The organism is Cellulosilyticum sp. WCF-2, assembly GCF_003990395.1.
Lineage (GTDB): Bacteria > Bacillota > Clostridia > Lachnospirales > Cellulosilyticaceae > Cellulosilyticum > Cellulosilyticum lentocellum.
In genome coordinates this window covers 2,701,714-2,717,713 of record NZ_CP034675.1, presented here as the reverse complement: position 1 = coordinate 2,717,713, position 16,000 = coordinate 2,701,714, and the positions used below count along the sequence as shown (strand labels likewise).

The following is a 16,000-nucleotide window of genomic DNA, read 5'->3' as shown; positions in this document are numbered from 1 at the left end:
CTGTTATGGTTTAACAAAAAAAGCCTCCGGTCTTCCCAGAAGCTCCTAATTATATGATTTGATAAAACAAGCCATGTTGGTTACAATAATGATATAACTTGCCATGCCCCATTTTAGGTAGTCGTAAATGAATACCCCATTCAGGATATTGCTTCACCAGATACATTTTTTCTCCTGTAACAAATGCAATAAAAGAGATATAATGTGCTTTTGTCATTTCATGAGATGTTTCGATATACCACTCATCTTCAATTGTCTCAAGTTGCAAAACATGTGTTTCATTAGCTTTTTCAGGGACTAATGCTTCTAATTTTCTACCACAACAAGAAAGTTCTGCATTTCCTGTGCTTGTCATGATGTTTCCACACTCAGAGCAAACATAAAACTGTGTCATTCTCATATTACCTCCTAATAATTCATTGGGATTTAAATCTCCCGATAAAATTTTTTCAATGTTAACTTTTAAAAGAATTGAGAGCTCCGGCAGTAAAGAAATATCTGGGCAACCTAACCCTCTTTCCCACTTACTCACTGTCTTATCACTAATGTTCATCGCATCTGCTAATTGTTTTTGTGTTAACCCACACTCAATGCGCAGTGAACGAATTAATTCACCTACCTTTTCACAATCCATATTATCACCTCTTCTTATTAATACTTTAACTATTCATCCAATTTTCTGGATGATTCATTTCTACCTGTAATGCATTAAAAAATGCACTTACCTGATAGCCATCTGCTATAGCATGATGAACCGTCATTGATACTGGCATTAAAAGTTTATTATCTTTTTCATAAAACTTGCCGGCTTCTAATATCGGAAAAAAGTTATTAATCTCTCCAAAACCAAATGGAATCGGTGAATAACTTTTAAAAGATATCCACGGAATGACACCTACCATAAAACTATTGGCTGGTGGCATCTCTGGTTTAGCTAGAATACCATGATTTTTTCCATATTGTTTTTGATCTTCAATATAGTTATTATAAAAAGTATTAAAATCTTCATCATATACCGTCCACATATTAGACATTGTTTGATCATCCTCATGAAAACAGGCATATGAAGGATTGAGTACTTCATAATAACCTAATTGCTCATTTTGATAAGCTATCTTAAAATAAGGTTCTTTATTAATGAGCTTAGTTGTTAAAAATAAATATGCTGGAAAAAATTTTTTGTTTTGTTTTTTTAATGCGTAATACGCAGCTGTTACATCAATTTCAGCATTAAGATTAAACCCTGTTGGAAGCATCTTTGTAAAATAATAAAAATACTGACTTCTAGGCCATGTTTTTATATCTATGCTATGAAAGTTTGAATTCATCTGCCTCACCTCATTTGACTAATTGGATTATAGGCTCATTATAATTCATACCTTCTTTATAAGCTATCTACGAACCGTAGAGTTTGAAAATACTCCTGCTCCTTCAACGATTTCCTGCTCTTTAAATAATTCTGTAACTGCTTCTTCATAATCTCTTAGTCTTTGTGACTTTTTAATTTTCTTAGCATACCTATCAGCATTAGAAAACATATGAATCATGTAAAACCAATTTTCTTTCATTTTAAATAGTACATTCCGTTCCCCAGAAAGAACTTCTTGGTAATCTTCATAAATTTTATCATGAAAAGCCTTTAATAACTGTTTATCAAGGGTGATATTATCCTTAATATCACTGATAAGACCAGGATTAGCAATAAGACCTCTCCCAAGCATGATGGTATCCACACTTGGAAATTGCTTAGCAAATAATTCATAACGTTGAGCTGTAAAAATATCACCATTATAGCCAACTGGATTGTTACTCAACTGAACTCCAGTACTAAAACTCTCCCAATTAGGTGTATTTCTATAATAATCCTTTTGCACTCTTGGATGGATAATTAGTTCTTCTAAAGGATATTTATTAAAGATATGAATAAGCTCTTCAAATTCTTCTGGTCTTTCTTTTCCTATTCTTGTCTTGATTGAAATTTTAGTAATAGCCTTGGAGAAAATCTCTTCTAAGAATTGATCCAATGCCTCTTTTTCAGCCAAAAAACCTGAGCCTTTATTTTTCGAAACAACGGTTCCTGAGGGACATCCTAGATTAAGATTAACTTCTTCATACCCAAATGCCTTTAACTGCGTAACAGTTGTCATAAAATCTTCAGCATTGTTGCTCAAAATCTGAGGTATGACTACTAAACCCTGATTATGCTCCGGCAAAATATCATGTAATTCCCTTGTGGTAAACTTCCCATGCTGTGTAGTCGCAATAAAAGGTGTAAAATATTTATCTACATGATTAAAAAAGGTGGCATGAGCATTCCTATAAATATAACCAGTCAGACCTTCCATAGGTGCACAATAAAATTTCATTTATCTTATAACTCCTTTATTCTAGCTATTTACTTCCTGTTTCCATTCTTAAGCTATTATACAATAGAATATGAGTAGTATCTACTCATATAGCTTTATAGCTATGTGTAGTTGATTATTTTCTTACTATTCAGTCCAAAGGTGCAGCATTTGACAATTTAATTCACCATTAGTCTGAATAATTATAGCTATTATTTTATTGTTTCTCTGATTTATTTACTATTATTTTTTATACCATCCTTGATTTTATAGGCATTTATAATTTAAACACATTTCAAAATCTTTTAATGAAATAAATACCATCTATTTTTTCCTTGCACCTCATTATTAATTATGTTAACTTATAAGTAATCAATCCACTTCATTGTTGACAGAAAATATTGCTAGGAGATTTACATATGAAAAAATTGTCTTTAACCTCTAAAACACTACTTGCACTATTTTTAGGTGCTGTTTTTGGAATTATGCTTTCACATGTACCAGAAAACTGGTTTACTCAGACCATTTTATTGAATGGCTTATTAAAGCTATTGGGCACAGGCTTTTTAAACGCAATTAAACTTATTGTTGTACCTTTAGTTTTTATCTCTATCGTTTATGCAACAGCTTCTTTAGATGACCTTAAGAAAATTGGTCGTATTGGCGGTAAAACATTTTTCTTCTATACCTTAACCACTGCTCTCGCTATTATTTTAGCTTTATTAGTCGGTGGTCTTTTAAAACCGGGTGTTGGTGTTGATCTTGCTCTTCTTCAAGCTAACGAGTTAACAACTACTCCAGTAGCTACTGATGTTCATTTTGTTGATACCCTTTTAAATATGATTCCAACTAACATTTTTACTGCTTTTGTAGAAGGTAACATATTAGGTATTATCTTCTTTGCCATCTTATTAGGTCTTAGCATGACTATGGTAGGTGAAAAAGCAAAACCTCTTATTGTGCTTTTTGAATCAGCTAATGAGGTGCTTTTAAAATTAGTGCAGATTATTATGTGCTTTGCTCCTTACGGTGTATTCGCACTACTTTCAACAACCTTTGCGAACTTTGGTTTTTCAGCACTGATGCCACTTATTAAATATGTTGTCACAGTTGTTATAGGCCTAGGCTTGCAACTTTTAGTTGTTTATATGGGTATGCTTCTTTTCATTGGAAAACTGCGTCCTAGCTTATTTCTTAAAAAGTTCGCACCTATTTTTAACATTTGTTTATCAACTGCTTCCTCCAGTGCTGCATTACCTCTGGCTTTAGAACACTCTGAAACATCCTTTGGGGTTTCTAAACGCGTGAGTTCTTTTACCCTTCCTCTAGGTTCAACCATTAATATGGATGGTACTGCCATTATGCAAGGGATTTCCGTTATGTTCATTGCTCAAATTTATGGCATTTCCTTAGGTTTCAATGATTATATCATGGTCATCTTATCTGCTGTACTAGCTTCTATCGGAACTGCTGGAGTACCTGGTGTAGGTATGGTTATGCTGACTATGGTACTTGCTTCTGTTAATTTACCATTAGAAGGAATTGCTCTCATTATGGGTGTTGATCGTATTATTGATATGCTTCGTACAGCTATTAATGTAGCTGGTGATAATGTTTGTACTATTCTTATTGCTAAAAGCGAAAATGAATTAGACGAAAAGGTTTATAACAAACAAATATAGATACAGAAGTGGTAGTTCCTATTTTTTTCATAGAAACTACCACTTTTTTTACTTTTTATTTATTGAAATCTATGTGCACTACGTATAATATAAGAACTAACGAACTATAATCATTAAGGAGTGATAACTATGTCCCATTTAATAGATCAAATTTATAATGAAGCTAGACAAGCTACAGAAGAATTATGTGAAAAGGCAAATCTTCGAGCTGGTCATATTGTAATTATTGGCTGTTCTTCGAGCGAAGTAATAGGTCAGCAGATTGGTACTCATTCAAGCCTTGAAACTGCTGAAGCTGTGTTCAATGGCATTTACAGCACACTTTCTTCAAAAAATATTTATCTTGCTGCACAGTGTTGTGAACATCTTAATAGAGCCATTATCATAGAGCGTGAAGCCGTTCCCTTTGCCGACATTGTTAATGTCATACCTCAACCTAAAGCTGGTGGGTCTTTTGCAACAACTGCTTATCATACCTTTAAAAACCCAGTTGCTCTTGAGGAAATTCATGCAGATGCTGGTCTAGATATCGGTGGCACCCTTATTGGCATGCATCTAAAAAAGGTAGCTGTACCTCTTCGCTTAAGTATTAGTCACATTGGCAATGCTAATTTATTAGCTGCTAGAACAAGGCCTAAATTTATAGGTGGTATTCGTGCTGGTTATGATGAACATCTATTATAAATTTTCGTTTTTCTATTTTTATCTAAGTCGTTTTTATACCTTGACACATTAAATCCCTATGTTATTACAGCTATTTTCTAGATCCATGCTGTAATAAACATAGGGATTATTTTTTAGTACTTCACACAACAAATTATAAAAGCATATGTAGCTGCTCCTTTTTACAGTGTAGTTTAACGTGGTTCGAATGACCTACAAATTCACCATCTGTATGTAGTAAAAGTGGTTCCTTAGTTTTGATTTCCAAAGATGTACACTCAAACAGCTCCACTTTGTTAAAATGACTATGTCTTCCCAAAAATAAACTTGGTAGCAAAAATAGTACATTTAATTTATTAATATCATAAATAATACAAACAGACAACTTTTGATCACTAGGGTTAGCTTTAGGAGCCATCATTAATCCTCCACCCTCATAAGGTTGAATCATACTTGCTAAAATATATACATTTTTAAACTGCTTTATCTGATGCTCGTCCAAAATAAGTGTAACATCACTAGGGCGATAAGTGATGAGTTGTTTAAGCCCTATGATGGCATAAGTTAACTTTCCTAACTTAATGCTATTAAGCCATTTTTTTATTTTAGAATCTAGTGCCTCATAGCAAATGGAGGCATCAAATCCAATCCCACAACTCACACTAAATTTGCGACTAGTTGTCTTATTTTGTAAATTGACAATGCCATGGTCAAAACAAGGATAGGTTTTTGCATTTAAAATAAGTTCTAGGGCCTTTATAGGATCAGCTGGAATATTTAAACTTCTAGCTAAATCATTACTTGAACCTGAAGGAATATAGCCCAAAAACACATTTTTATAATTTGAAATACCATTAATAACTTCATTAACCGTACCATCTCCACCTATAACGATAAGATAAATAGCTTGAAATTTTCCTTTACAAAGTTTTCGAGCTATTTTTGTAGCGTGAAACGCATACTTAGTAAGATGGTATGTATATGCAATCTTTTGTTCATCCAATTTCTTCTTTACAACTTCCCATACTTTATAGCCATTGCCAGTCTTTGACTTTGGATTAATAATAAAATGATACATTTCATCACCACCTTAATCTATGATTACGATTATTATACGCGATGTCAATTATGTGTTCAATTATTATTTCAAAACATAAAAAATTACTTTTATCGCTTAATCCCGACACTACCAATTAATTGTTTTTAAACATTGCTAAAAACGTGGTCGTCTTTTTAATATAGATACTAAGTAAGTTGGTTTATTATCTTGTATGCCTAATGTACGGCATTATAGATTTTCCCCGCTTGTATACAAACCCCGATTGGTATTACTTCGCATAGCTCTTCGTATGCCTTACTGCTTTCTATATTAGGTCTATATCCCATAGCTAAAAGCACTGTATCACATGCCATATTGACTTCTCGCCCTTCTGATTTTATTTGTCTCAGTCCAAAAAACTATCATTTATGATGTCTAACGAGTAAATATTAAAGGTGAAAAACGCTGATGAATACTTAAAATTAAGTACTCATCAGCAGTTTTTCTATTAATACTACTGATGAAATAATAATCCGTCCACTAGATGCTCTGTTATTAAATAAGCCTTGCTACAGCAGCAGCTTCTGCAACAGAGTTAAGTGCTCTACGTGCTCTTACAGCATCACCAATAATATGATAAGGTATACCTTTTTTATGGCAAGCTGTAGTTATATTCTCAAAGTTTCTAGATTTAGCACCTATTGCTACTACAACCAAATCATAAGGTATTTCTTCTAATTGTCCTTCTTTATCAATCACTACTACTTCGTTTTTAATTTCCACACATTTTGAATGTGTTAGGGTCTTTATTCCTGCTGTTTCAATATTTTCTATAACACTAATTTTACGTATCTCTCCTAGATCTTTGGCTACTTCATTTTGCATTTCTACTACAGTAATTTGTTTTGCTTTTTCTTCGGCATATTCAGCAACCTCTAAGCCAACAAGCCCACCACCTATAATAACAATATTACCTTGTACATTTATCTTTCCTTCAAGAACCTCATGAGAATTCACTACATGAGGCAAGTCATTACCTGCAATATTTAAGGACATAGGTTCGGCTCCAATAGCTATAATAACTTCATCTGGTAATAGCTCATCAATAAGTGCTTCTGTTATTGGTGTTTCTAAGCGTATATCAATGCCTTCCTTTAATGCTTGCTCTCCCATCCATAAAGCTGCTTCTTTCATTTCTTCTTTCCTTGGCGCTGCGCCAGCAAGTACAAACTGGCCACCAAGTGTAGCTGCTGCTTCACATACTATAGGATGATGTCCTCTTCGCTGTAAGGTCATAGCTGCTTCTAAACCTGCTACTCCTCCTCCAGCTATTAGAACTTTCTTAGGTTCTGTTGTTTTTACTAAGGCATACTCTACTTCTCTACCTAAAGCTGGATTTCGCATACAAGTTATGTAAGGGTTTTCGATTGATACAAAACCATCATAGCATCCTTGATTACAGCCTACGCAGCGTACAATTTGATCCTCTTTGCCTTCTTTTGCTTTATTACAAAAATCAGGATCGGCTAATTGCCCACGTCCAATTACCACCATATCTGCTTGATTATTTTCAATAATCATATCTGCTTGTTCAGGCGTATTAATACGCCCAACAGCTATAGTTAGCATACCTGTTTCTTTTTTTATTCTTGCTGCATTCTCAACATTAAAACCTCTAGGAAGGTCTATAGATGGCACTTCATACTTAAGAGCTTTACTTGAGAAATTACCTCTAGATACATCTAATACATCTACACCGGCTTCTTTCGCCATTTTACAAAAAGCAATGACTTCTTCAATGGTTAGGCCATTTTCTAAGTAGTCATCATGTGCATCAATTCTCATAAATAACGGCATATCCTCTGGTATATTACTTCGAATAGCTTTAATACATTCTATTAAAAATCTTGCTCTGTTTTCTAAGGAGCCACCGTATTCATCATTTCTTCTGTTGAAATAAGGACTTAAGAAGGAATGGGGCGTATAATTATGCCCTGCATGAAATTCTACTGTGTCATAACCAGCTTCTACAGCACGTTTAGCTGCCGTGCCAAAAGCATGAGTAGCTTCTTTTATCGTTTCAATACTAGCACCGGGGATGACTAAACCTCCCCCTATAGGCATATCACTAGGAATAACAATTTTTGCTTCTGGATCATAGCGTGCGACCAATCCACCTAACCAAAGTTGAACACCGGTTTTTCCCCCTGCTTTATGAATGGCATCTGCAAATTTCTTCAGTTCAGGAATATACTTATCTTCTGCAATAGATAGGAAATTTTTTACTGAAGCAGGCGCATAAACTGCACACACTTCTGTAAAGTTTAACCCACAGCCACCTAATGCTCTAGCAACATGGTAATCAATATTTTGTTGTGTCATAAACTTATCTTCTGTTACCATTTTAGTTCCCATAGCTGGAAATACTACTCTGTTTTTTAATTCTAATCCTCTAATCTTAATAGGATTAAATAGATGATCAAATGACATAATATTCCTCCTCTATTCTATTAGTTATTTTTTTAACAATAGTAAGCAAAACAAATTAAATTCACTTATATCCGAATTATAAATCATTAAAAATTTTAAATCAATACGTTTAAAACATTTTGTTTTAATTTTGACAAAAAAAGAAGACTGTTATTATTAACAATCTTTCAAGGAAGTATTTTTTAATACTTTAATAATATGCTTTATATAATTTATTCGTTGCTCCTTAGTTGAAAGGATATTAATATCTATACTACTAAGCTCACTATTTTCTATTGGATAAATAATAGAAGACATAAAGATTAATCTGCTATATAGAATACATTCTTTATCCTCATTAATAATACGTGCTAATATACGTTCCATCTTGTGATGTATGATTTGTGTAACCTCAAATATACTTTTTGATAGTTCATCTTGATCCTTTAAGCTTACTGCTTCTTTTAAAATAACTGCTAAGCCTGGATATCTTAAAGTATATTCCATAATTTCATTTGCAAATAAAATGAGTCTTTCTTCTTCAGTATATGCTTCATCATCTAAAATCGAATGCACCCCCGTTGTGTTCGTAATATAAAATTCCTTTACTTGCTGAAGCATCTCATTTTTAGATCGAAAATAATAATTTATAGCACTTACATTTACTTCAGCTTCTTTTGCAATAGCCCTTATAGGAACATTGGTGGTTCCGCTTTTTCCCATTAAATATAATGCTCTATCTAAAATTTTTTCCTCGACACTTTTTAATTCTCTCATTATTTATTAAAAACCCCTTTTCATAGATTCATCAACTTAGAAACTTAAATCCTTATACTTTTTCATTTTTATCTTAAATTTATTTCTTGTCTTTGGATTTCTATCTTACTCTTATTATAGGTCAGTTTATCTTCTCTGTACACCTCATTACTTAATACCGTATCTAATTTTTATTCATTGTTTTGTGTAAAAAATATATAATTATATCAATTTAAGTATGTTTTTTTATTCTTGTATACAAAATATACTATGGCTATCTTATACTTCTTGAAGAGGATTATAAAATCAATTATACTATTAATATAGTATCATGTATAAACTTAACAAAAATCTTTTCCTAACACACATATCAGTACACTAGGAAGACCTCTTAAGCAATTGGCCTATTAACTAGGTCTATATGCCTTTCATATTTTATCCTATAAGCTTTTAAGATTTCTTATACCAAAAATAATAAAAAGATTGTCTCTAATCTTACATTTGTTTTTAATTCTATCATTCCTTTTGGTTTATTACTGTTAAAGATGTATTAAAACGATTATCTCCTTTCTTCAATTCTAATTAATTTAAGAAGTTTTAAACTCTATATTTATCTAAAACATTTTTAGTATTAAGATTTTGGGTTTTAAAAACATATCCTCAACTTATTTTTCAAAAACAAAAATACACTTTTTCGCTAAAGAAATACCCTAGATAAAATAATTCATGTTAATACATCAGCTTTGGAAGGATAAATCTACTACTATTATTACATTACTATTAAAAGTCATTAAGAGGTAAAGACGCTACTATAAATACTGGGTTATATAAAGCTAATACCCATTACAGCGTAGCTAAAAAATGATAATCTTTTTAGGAATAGGTAAAAGTTTATGTCTAAGTTTATTATAATGATTACAATATACTTGATATGTCAAATATAAACAGAGAGGTGATGCATTTGAAAAAAGAAATACTAACTAAATTTAAAGAATCACTAGCTGCAGTTTTGCCTGTTGCAGCTATAGTACTAGCGCTATGTTTTACGGTGGTGGATATCCCCATTAACTCAATCATTTTGTTTCTCATTGGTACTGTAATTTTGATTGCAGGTATGATGTTTTTTACACTTGGTGCAGATATTTCAATGATGGCTATAGGTGAATCCATAGGCTCCCATCTGACTAAATCAAGAAACGTTTGGTTTATTGCTCTTATATGTTTTATTCTAGGTGTCATTGTGACCATAGCTGAACCGGATCTTAGGGTTCTAGCAGACACTGCTCCTATTGTCGATACCACGGTGCTTATTGTTGCCATTTCAGTAGGTGTTGGTGTATTCCTTGTGGTATCATTTTTCCGTGTTTACCTTCAAGTAAAACTGGCATACATTCTTATAATTATGTACATACTTTTGTTTGGTCTTGCACTTTCGCCACTTATTCCTAATAACTTTATTGCTATCGCCTTCGACTCAGGTGGTGTTACAACAGGTCCAATAACTGTTCCTTTCATCATGGCCCTTGGTGTGGGGTTAGCTTCTGTTCGAGGCGACAAGACCTCAGAAGAAGATAGCTTTGGCCTTGTTGCACTATGTTCAATAGGACCTATTCTTACGGTTCTCATCCTTGGTATTTTCAACGATACTTCAAGTGTTACATCATCACACTTCGTTGTTACTGAATATGGAAATATCAAAGAAATACTCTCTGCCTATGGCAATGCTTTTGTAACCTATTTTGAGGAAGTTGCTATTGCAATACTTCCCATCATTATTTTCTTTATTATTTTCCAGTTTGCTACACTAAGGCTTGATAAAAGAAGCTTAATTAAAATTGCAATTGGTATGGTCTATACTTATATAGGACTTGTGCTCTTTCTTACTGGTGTTAATGTAGGATTTATGACTATCGGCTATTTTATTGGTCATCAAATTGCAACAAGTAGCTTTTACTGGATTCTCATTCCTCTAGGAGGAATAATAGGTTACTTTATTGTTGCTGCTGAACCTGCTGTACATGTTTTAAAAACACAAGTAGAAGATATAACCGAAGGCCGTATTAAAGGTAAAGCTATGGGATATAGCCTGGCTATCGGTGTAGCCAGCTCAGTAGCCCTTTCTATGCTTCGTGTCATAACAGGAATATCTATTTGGTATATCCTTATTCCTGGCTATATTTTCTCACTCATTATGACCTTTTTTGTTCCTCCTATTTTTACAGCAATTGCTTTTGATTCAGGCGGTGTAGCTTCAGGACCTATGACTGCAACTTTCTTACTTCCACTGGCCATAGGTGCCTCTGAAGCAATAGGTGGAAATATTCTCACTGATGCTTTTGGTATTGTTGCTTTTGTTGCTATGACTCCCCTTGTAACAATACAAATGCTAGGTCTTATAAGTAAAATTAAAGCTTCAAAAGAAATTACACTTTCTGTAGATCTAGGAAACATTATTTTATCAGATGAAATTATTGAATATGATGTGGAGGAGGATTATTGATGAATAAGCAAATGAGAGCTGTTTTTACGATTGTAGATTATAGTCGAGGAAAACAGATTGCAGATATATACATTAATGAACAGATTCCTATAAGAATCGTTACTCATGGTCATGGTATGGCAGATTCCGTTATTCTTGATTATCTTGGCTTAGGAGAGAATAAAAAAAGTATTATGATTAGTCTTCTGTCACCAGAAAGAACAAAACGCATTTTCTCTATACTTGAAGAAAAAATGTACTTAAAAAAACCAGGAAAAGGAATTGCTTTTTCTGTTCCTGTTTCAAGTATGACTAGTTTTCTTTCAAGTATTGTGGAAGCAGATAGTACAAAAAACACTGAATTAATAAAGGAGGATGAACTCAATATGGCAGATGGGTATCAACACGAACTAATTATTAGCATTATCACAAAAGGACATTTTCCCGAGGTTAAGGCGGCTGCTAGTGCTGCTGGTGCTAAAGGTGGAACACTTATACATGCTCTTGGTCTAGGTGGTGAGGAAGCTCAAAAGTTTCTCGGAATCTCTATTCAGCCTGAGAAGGATGTCATTCTTATTGTGGTTCGAAAGGATGAAAAAAATAAGGTGATGAAGGCGATAGCTGAAGCTGCCGGGATTAATACTGAAGGTCGGGGTATTTCTTTCTCTCTTCCTGTTGACTGTGCTCTCGGTTTAAGCGAAACTGCCATTCCTCAGTTTAACACAGAAGAAACCGTAGAATAGCTTATACTTTTATCATAATAAACGAATACAAAAAAATAGCCAGTGGTTGAAAATGCTTCATCCACTGGCTATTTTTTTGTTTAATATTTATTGTGGCTCATTCATAATACCTAATTTATCAAATAGCATAAATAAAAGACTTAAAATTATAGCCACCATAGTAGCAAGCCCCATACCACTTAAACTTACAGGGCCAATAGCAACGGTTATGCCACTAAGTCCTATAATAAAAATGATTGAAGTAAGAATAAGATTTCTAGATTTAGAAAAATCCACTTGATCTTCAATAAATGTTCTAAGACCTGAAGTTGCTATGGTACCAAATAAAAGTAAACTAATCCCGCCAACAACAGGTGTTGGAATATTTATAATAAGTGCAGAAAGTGTTCCAGAAAATCCTAATAAAATAGAAAGAATACCTGCACCACAAATAACATAAACACTATATACTTTTGTAAGGGCCATAACCCCAATATTTTCACCATAAGTAGTCGTTGGAACAGAACCAAATAATCCAGAAAAAGCAGTTGATAAACCATCTCCTAAAAGTGAACGATGAAGTCCTGGATCTTGAGCTAAGTCTCGTCCCACAATACTACTTGTTACTTTTAAATGACCAATGTGTTCTGCAATAACAACGAAGGTTGCTGGTAAAATGCTCATAATAACAGTTGTATCAAATTTTGCTAATTTAATTGCTGGTACAACAAAAAGATTTGCTTTTTGTACTGCTTCAAAGTTAACCTCACCCATAAAATAAGCCGTTATGTAGCCAACAACAACCCCAATAAGTATAGGTATAATCTTTAAAAATCCTCGTAATAATACATTACATAAAATAACCGTTACAAGTGTTACCATGGAAATAATAACCCATGTCATATTAGTCACCTCAGGATTATTAGAGCCTCCTACAGCAAAACCTGCCATATCAGCGGCAGTAGGTGCCAGTTCTAGACCAATAATTGTTACGATAGCACCCATAGCAGCAGGTGGAAAAAGTTTGTTAATCCATTTGGTTCCTGTAAAGTAAATAATAGTAGCAACAAGAGCAAAAGCAAGACCAGAAACAAAGAACCCACTTTGAATCGTTTGAAAATCATAGCCTTGACTCATAAGTAAAAAACTTGGTGCTAAATAGGCAAAACTAGAACCTAGATAAGCTGGAATTTTTCCTTTTGTAATAAAGGCATAAAACAAAGTACCTATTCCATTAAAAAACAAAACTGTAGTAGGATCAATTTTGAACAAAATAGGAACAAGAACAGAGGCCCCAAACATAGCAAATAAATGTTGAAGGCTTAAGGGAATGGCCTTTAAAAGTGGTACTTTTTCCTGAACATCCACCTTAATAACGGTATTACTTGAAACTTCTAAATCTGACATAGTATCTCCTCCTTTTTTAGCCTCTCTGGACTAAATTAAAACCTAATAGACTATATCATTAATACGGACAATACACAATATATTTTTACATATTTTTTAAACTTTTTTAAAAATAATATGTTTTTATTGTGACCTATTGTCTTTTATCTCAGCAACATCCTTATAGAATGAAATAACAAAACAATTCCTGTTATTATAAATAAGGTAGGTATAATGACTGAAGCCCATTTGGTTACTTTCTTTTTTATCAACTTGTAAAGCTTATCAAACAATACCTGCTTTTTCCTATAAATAAAATATAACATCATCAGCGGGGATGAATAAATGAAATTATAAAGTAACAAAATTGAAATGACTTGTAAAAATGTCAATTTGTAATTCAGTAATACGGCAAGAAAAGCAAAGTAAGGCAAAGCTGTTGCCAACTCTGTAATTGTCGCCAAAACACCTAATACTATTAGTGCAATAGGAGAAACAGATTTGATTTTTTCAGCTATTATTTGCTGATCTTTCATCTCTTGATTGTCTTCGTTTTGAAGTTGTCCCTTGTATATAGCACACTTAATCCTCTGGTCCAAGACGACATAGCATGCTAATATAAGCATCATAATGCCTGCAATCAATTCTAAAATAAGTAGGTTTTGCTGATGTGTCAGCAAAACTGTGGTAAATAATGTGGAAACAATAGCCACTAATCCATAATATACCATTAGCCCACCAGTAAAGTTGGTGACACCTGTAGCTAAGATAAAAAACCATATATGCTTTGGCTTTTTAACCAGGCTTTGCAATACAAATTGCTGAGTAATGGCTACTGGATTTAAACTATCCGCAGCGCTGGTAATGATAGTTGTAAGAATTAAAACTAAGCTCATGCTCTACTTCCTCCTCAAAATAAATTTTTATAAAAAAAGCACCAAGATAATCATATCTAAAGCCTAACGATATGATCATCTTGGTGCTTTTTATATGTTTTACCCGGCGATAAAACATATTCACCCTTATTTAAATATGGTATATATTAGCACGCTTTTTATACATTGTCAATTGATTAGCAAAATGAAACACTCATCCATTTATTATTAAAAATAAATGGCTCAATCTCAAAAGCCTCTTGCTATTTTAAGATATGAATCGTTCCTTTATCATTGAGATTCTTTAATAATGATAAAGTGATAGGAAGTCCAAACAAACCAAGTACACCAAATAATTGAGCCCCCACAAACAATGACATTAAGGTTACTAGTGGATGCAAACCTACTTGACTTCCCACAATCTTAGGTTCTAGTATATTACGAATAATAGTAATGATAATGTATACAATAAGGAGACCTAATGCCAACGAATAATTTCCTTGAAGCGCTGCTATAATGGTCCAGGGAATCATAATACCACCAGTCCCAAGTACTGGTAAAATATCAAAAATAGATATAACAAACGCAATTAATACTGCATTTTCAATTCTAATAATACTCAGACCAACAGATAACTCTGCAAAGGTAATACACATAATTAAAGCATAAGATAAGATACACTTAAATAATGTATTGACTACATAGTCTTTTATTTCAATCATCAATTTTTGATGCTTATCCTTTAACTGATGTAAGAGAAATGCTGTTATTTTCTTATAATCGATTACTAAGAAAAAGGTGGAGATAATGGTAAATAAAATCCTAATAAAAAAACCTGGCAATGAAGATGCATAGTTAGAAATAGCACCTATCATCTTCATAGAGAAACTAGAAATGAGTTCACCTAGTGACTGTACTACATTACTTGAAAATTCGTTCATAGCTGGCAATAAGGAAACATCCATTTTTGAGATATAATGTTCTAGTGAATCAAATAATTGCATCAAAAATGGTTGGATCTCTGTTGCATATAAATTAGGTAAGTAGGAAAAAAGCTCTTTTACAAAAACAAACAACCGAATGCCGAGAAGCGCAAATAAAATACCTATTATACTATAAAATACCAATACTATAGCAATTGCTATCAATGTACGATTCACATGACACTTTTTAGCTAAAAAAGTAATCGGCTTATTTAGCAAGAACGCAATAACAAATGCGCTAACGAACGGGGCAATAAAAGGCAATCCATACTTTAATACGATAAAAACCATTCCAATAATAATAAAATAATAACCAAAATTAATTATAAAACTTTTTCTCTTTTCTGTATCCACAAGCATTCTCCCTCATCTATATAGTTTAAGTATTTTTCCTTAGTTGGATAGTTACTTCATCCCTCTAACCATTTTAAATCTTTAGACAATTATACTATACACTTATACTTTTACAAATATTTAAATGCTATTTTTCTTAAATTTTATACCTATTTTTCTTATTTAGACAAAAAAGAGTAGCAAGCAAATGCTTACTACTCCTATCTATTTTATATTGCATCTACCTAAGCAAGCTAAACTATCCATT

14 protein-coding genes are annotated in these 16,000 nt (G+C 32.9%); 4 read left to right on the top strand and 10 right to left on the bottom strand.

Features of this window, described 5'->3' with window-relative positions; all coding sequences use genetic code 11:
- Positions 1–49: 49 nt before the first annotated feature.
- The 3 genes from EKH84_RS12065 to EKH84_RS12055 all read right to left on the bottom strand — a co-directional run bounded on the left by EKH84_RS12065 (position 50) and on the right by EKH84_RS12055 (position 2,366).
- Positions 50–634: a helix-turn-helix domain-containing protein gene (locus EKH84_RS12065; RefSeq protein WP_013656997.1), complete on the bottom strand. Its 585-nt coding sequence runs from the start codon at positions 632–634 to the stop codon at positions 50–52.
- Between the two features lie 25 nt (positions 635–659).
- Positions 660–1,328 carry a chloramphenicol acetyltransferase gene (locus tag EKH84_RS12060; protein WP_127066495.1) on the bottom strand — a complete coding sequence of 223 codons (669 nt, stop codon included), beginning with the start codon at positions 1,326–1,328 and terminating at the stop codon, positions 660–662.
- A 63-nt stretch (positions 1,329–1,391) separates the two neighbouring features.
- A complete protein-coding gene (locus EKH84_RS12055; protein ID WP_127066494.1) occupies positions 1,392–2,366 on the bottom strand; it encodes a tRNA dihydrouridine synthase in 975 nt (324 codons plus the stop codon).
- A gap of 398 nt (positions 2,367–2,764) precedes the next feature.
- Between EKH84_RS12055 and EKH84_RS12050 the strand changes: the two genes are divergently transcribed.
- Both EKH84_RS12050 and EKH84_RS12045 read left to right on the top strand, forming a co-directional pair.
- Entirely contained in the window at positions 2,765–4,027 is a 1,263-nt protein-coding gene (locus EKH84_RS12050; RefSeq protein ID WP_013656994.1) for a dicarboxylate/amino acid:cation symporter, read from the top strand.
- 129 nt (positions 4,028–4,156) lie between these two features.
- On the top strand, positions 4,157–4,711 hold the full coding sequence (locus tag EKH84_RS12045) for a TIGR01440 family protein (RefSeq protein WP_013656993.1): 555 nt from the start codon (positions 4,157–4,159) through the stop codon (positions 4,709–4,711).
- A gap of 133 nt (positions 4,712–4,844) precedes the next feature.
- On the opposite strand, the gene EKH84_RS12040 is transcribed toward EKH84_RS12045, so the two are convergent.
- The 4 genes from EKH84_RS12040 to EKH84_RS12030 form a co-directional block, all read right to left on the bottom strand.
- Complete coding sequence (locus EKH84_RS12040) at positions 4,845–5,768, bottom strand: diacylglycerol/lipid kinase family protein (protein WP_127066493.1); 924 nt, start codon at positions 5,766–5,768, stop codon at positions 4,845–4,847.
- Between the two features lie 197 nt (positions 5,769–5,965).
- Positions 5,966–6,103, bottom strand: coding sequence for a hypothetical protein (locus EKH84_RS22060; protein ID WP_190283316.1), 138 nt, complete (start codon positions 6,101–6,103; stop codon positions 5,966–5,968).
- Between the two features lie 181 nt (positions 6,104–6,284).
- Positions 6,285–8,219, bottom strand: coding sequence for a bile acid Fe-S flavoenzyme BaiCD (baiCD, locus tag EKH84_RS12035; protein ID WP_127066492.1), 1,935 nt, complete (start codon positions 8,217–8,219; stop codon positions 6,285–6,287).
- A 156-nt stretch (positions 8,220–8,375) separates the two neighbouring features.
- Positions 8,376–8,975 (bottom strand): TetR/AcrR family transcriptional regulator, encoded by a 600-nt coding sequence (locus tag EKH84_RS12030; protein WP_127066491.1) that lies wholly within the window; start codon positions 8,973–8,975, stop codon positions 8,376–8,378.
- Between the two features lie 934 nt (positions 8,976–9,909).
- Here EKH84_RS12030 and EKH84_RS12025 point away from each other — a divergent pair.
- Both EKH84_RS12025 and EKH84_RS12020 read left to right on the top strand, forming a co-directional pair.
- The gene (locus EKH84_RS12025) at positions 9,910–11,454 is read left to right on the top strand and encodes a DUF1538 domain-containing protein (RefSeq protein WP_127066490.1); all 1,545 of its coding nucleotides are present in this window, start codon (positions 9,910–9,912) and stop codon (positions 11,452–11,454) included.
- On the top strand, positions 11,454–12,176 hold the full coding sequence (locus EKH84_RS12020) for a P-II family nitrogen regulator (protein WP_127066489.1): 723 nt from the start codon (positions 11,454–11,456) through the stop codon (positions 12,174–12,176). The genes EKH84_RS12025 and EKH84_RS12020 overlap by 1 nt, the downstream gene beginning before the upstream one ends.
- Positions 12,177–12,263: 87 nt before the next feature.
- On the opposite strand, the gene uraA is transcribed toward EKH84_RS12020, so the two are convergent.
- From uraA to ytvI, 3 genes are all read right to left on the bottom strand, one after another.
- Complete coding sequence (gene uraA, locus EKH84_RS12015) at positions 12,264–13,562, bottom strand: uracil permease (protein ID WP_013656987.1); 1,299 nt, start codon at positions 13,560–13,562, stop codon at positions 12,264–12,266.
- 143 nt (positions 13,563–13,705) lie between these two features.
- Positions 13,706–14,437 (bottom strand): GAP family protein, encoded by a 732-nt coding sequence (locus EKH84_RS12010; protein WP_127066488.1) that lies wholly within the window; start codon positions 14,435–14,437, stop codon positions 13,706–13,708.
- 242 nt (positions 14,438–14,679) lie between these two features.
- The gene (ytvI, locus tag EKH84_RS12005) at positions 14,680–15,753 is read right to left on the bottom strand and encodes a sporulation integral membrane protein YtvI (RefSeq protein ID WP_127066487.1); all 1,074 of its coding nucleotides are present in this window, start codon (positions 15,751–15,753) and stop codon (positions 14,680–14,682) included.
- Between the last annotated feature and the right edge of the window lie 247 nt (positions 15,754–16,000).

Coding starts and splice junctions, on each gene's coding strand:
- EKH84_RS12065 (WP_013656997.1), bottom strand. CDS start 634: ATGGATTGTGAAAAGGTAGGTGAATTAATTCGTTCACTGCGCATTGAG.
- EKH84_RS12060 (WP_127066495.1), bottom strand. CDS start 1,328: ATGAATTCAAACTTTCATAGCATAGATATAAAAACATGGCCTAGAAGT.
- EKH84_RS12055 (WP_127066494.1), bottom strand. CDS start 2,366: ATGAAATTTTATTGTGCACCTATGGAAGGTCTGACTGGTTATATTTAT.
- EKH84_RS12050 (WP_013656994.1), top strand. CDS start 2,765: ATGAAAAAATTGTCTTTAACCTCTAAAACACTACTTGCACTATTTTTA.
- EKH84_RS12045 (WP_013656993.1), top strand. CDS start 4,157: ATGTCCCATTTAATAGATCAAATTTATAATGAAGCTAGACAAGCTACA.
- EKH84_RS12040 (WP_127066493.1), bottom strand. CDS start 5,768: ATGTATCATTTTATTATTAATCCAAAGTCAAAGACTGGCAATGGCTAT.
- EKH84_RS22060 (WP_190283316.1), bottom strand. CDS start 6,103: ATGGCATGTGATACAGTGCTTTTAGCTATGGGATATAGACCTAATATA.
- baiCD (WP_127066492.1), bottom strand. CDS start 8,219: ATGTCATTTGATCATCTATTTAATCCTATTAAGATTAGAGGATTAGAA.
- EKH84_RS12030 (WP_127066491.1), bottom strand. CDS start 8,975: ATGAGAGAATTAAAAAGTGTCGAGGAAAAAATTTTAGATAGAGCATTA.
- EKH84_RS12025 (WP_127066490.1), top strand. CDS start 9,910: ATGCATTTGAAAAAAGAAATACTAACTAAATTTAAAGAATCACTAGCT.
- EKH84_RS12020 (WP_127066489.1), top strand. CDS start 11,454: ATGAATAAGCAAATGAGAGCTGTTTTTACGATTGTAGATTATAGTCGA.
- uraA (WP_013656987.1), bottom strand. CDS start 13,562: ATGTCAGATTTAGAAGTTTCAAGTAATACCGTTATTAAGGTGGATGTT.
- EKH84_RS12010 (WP_127066488.1), bottom strand. CDS start 14,437: ATGAGCTTAGTTTTAATTCTTACAACTATCATTACCAGCGCTGCGGAT.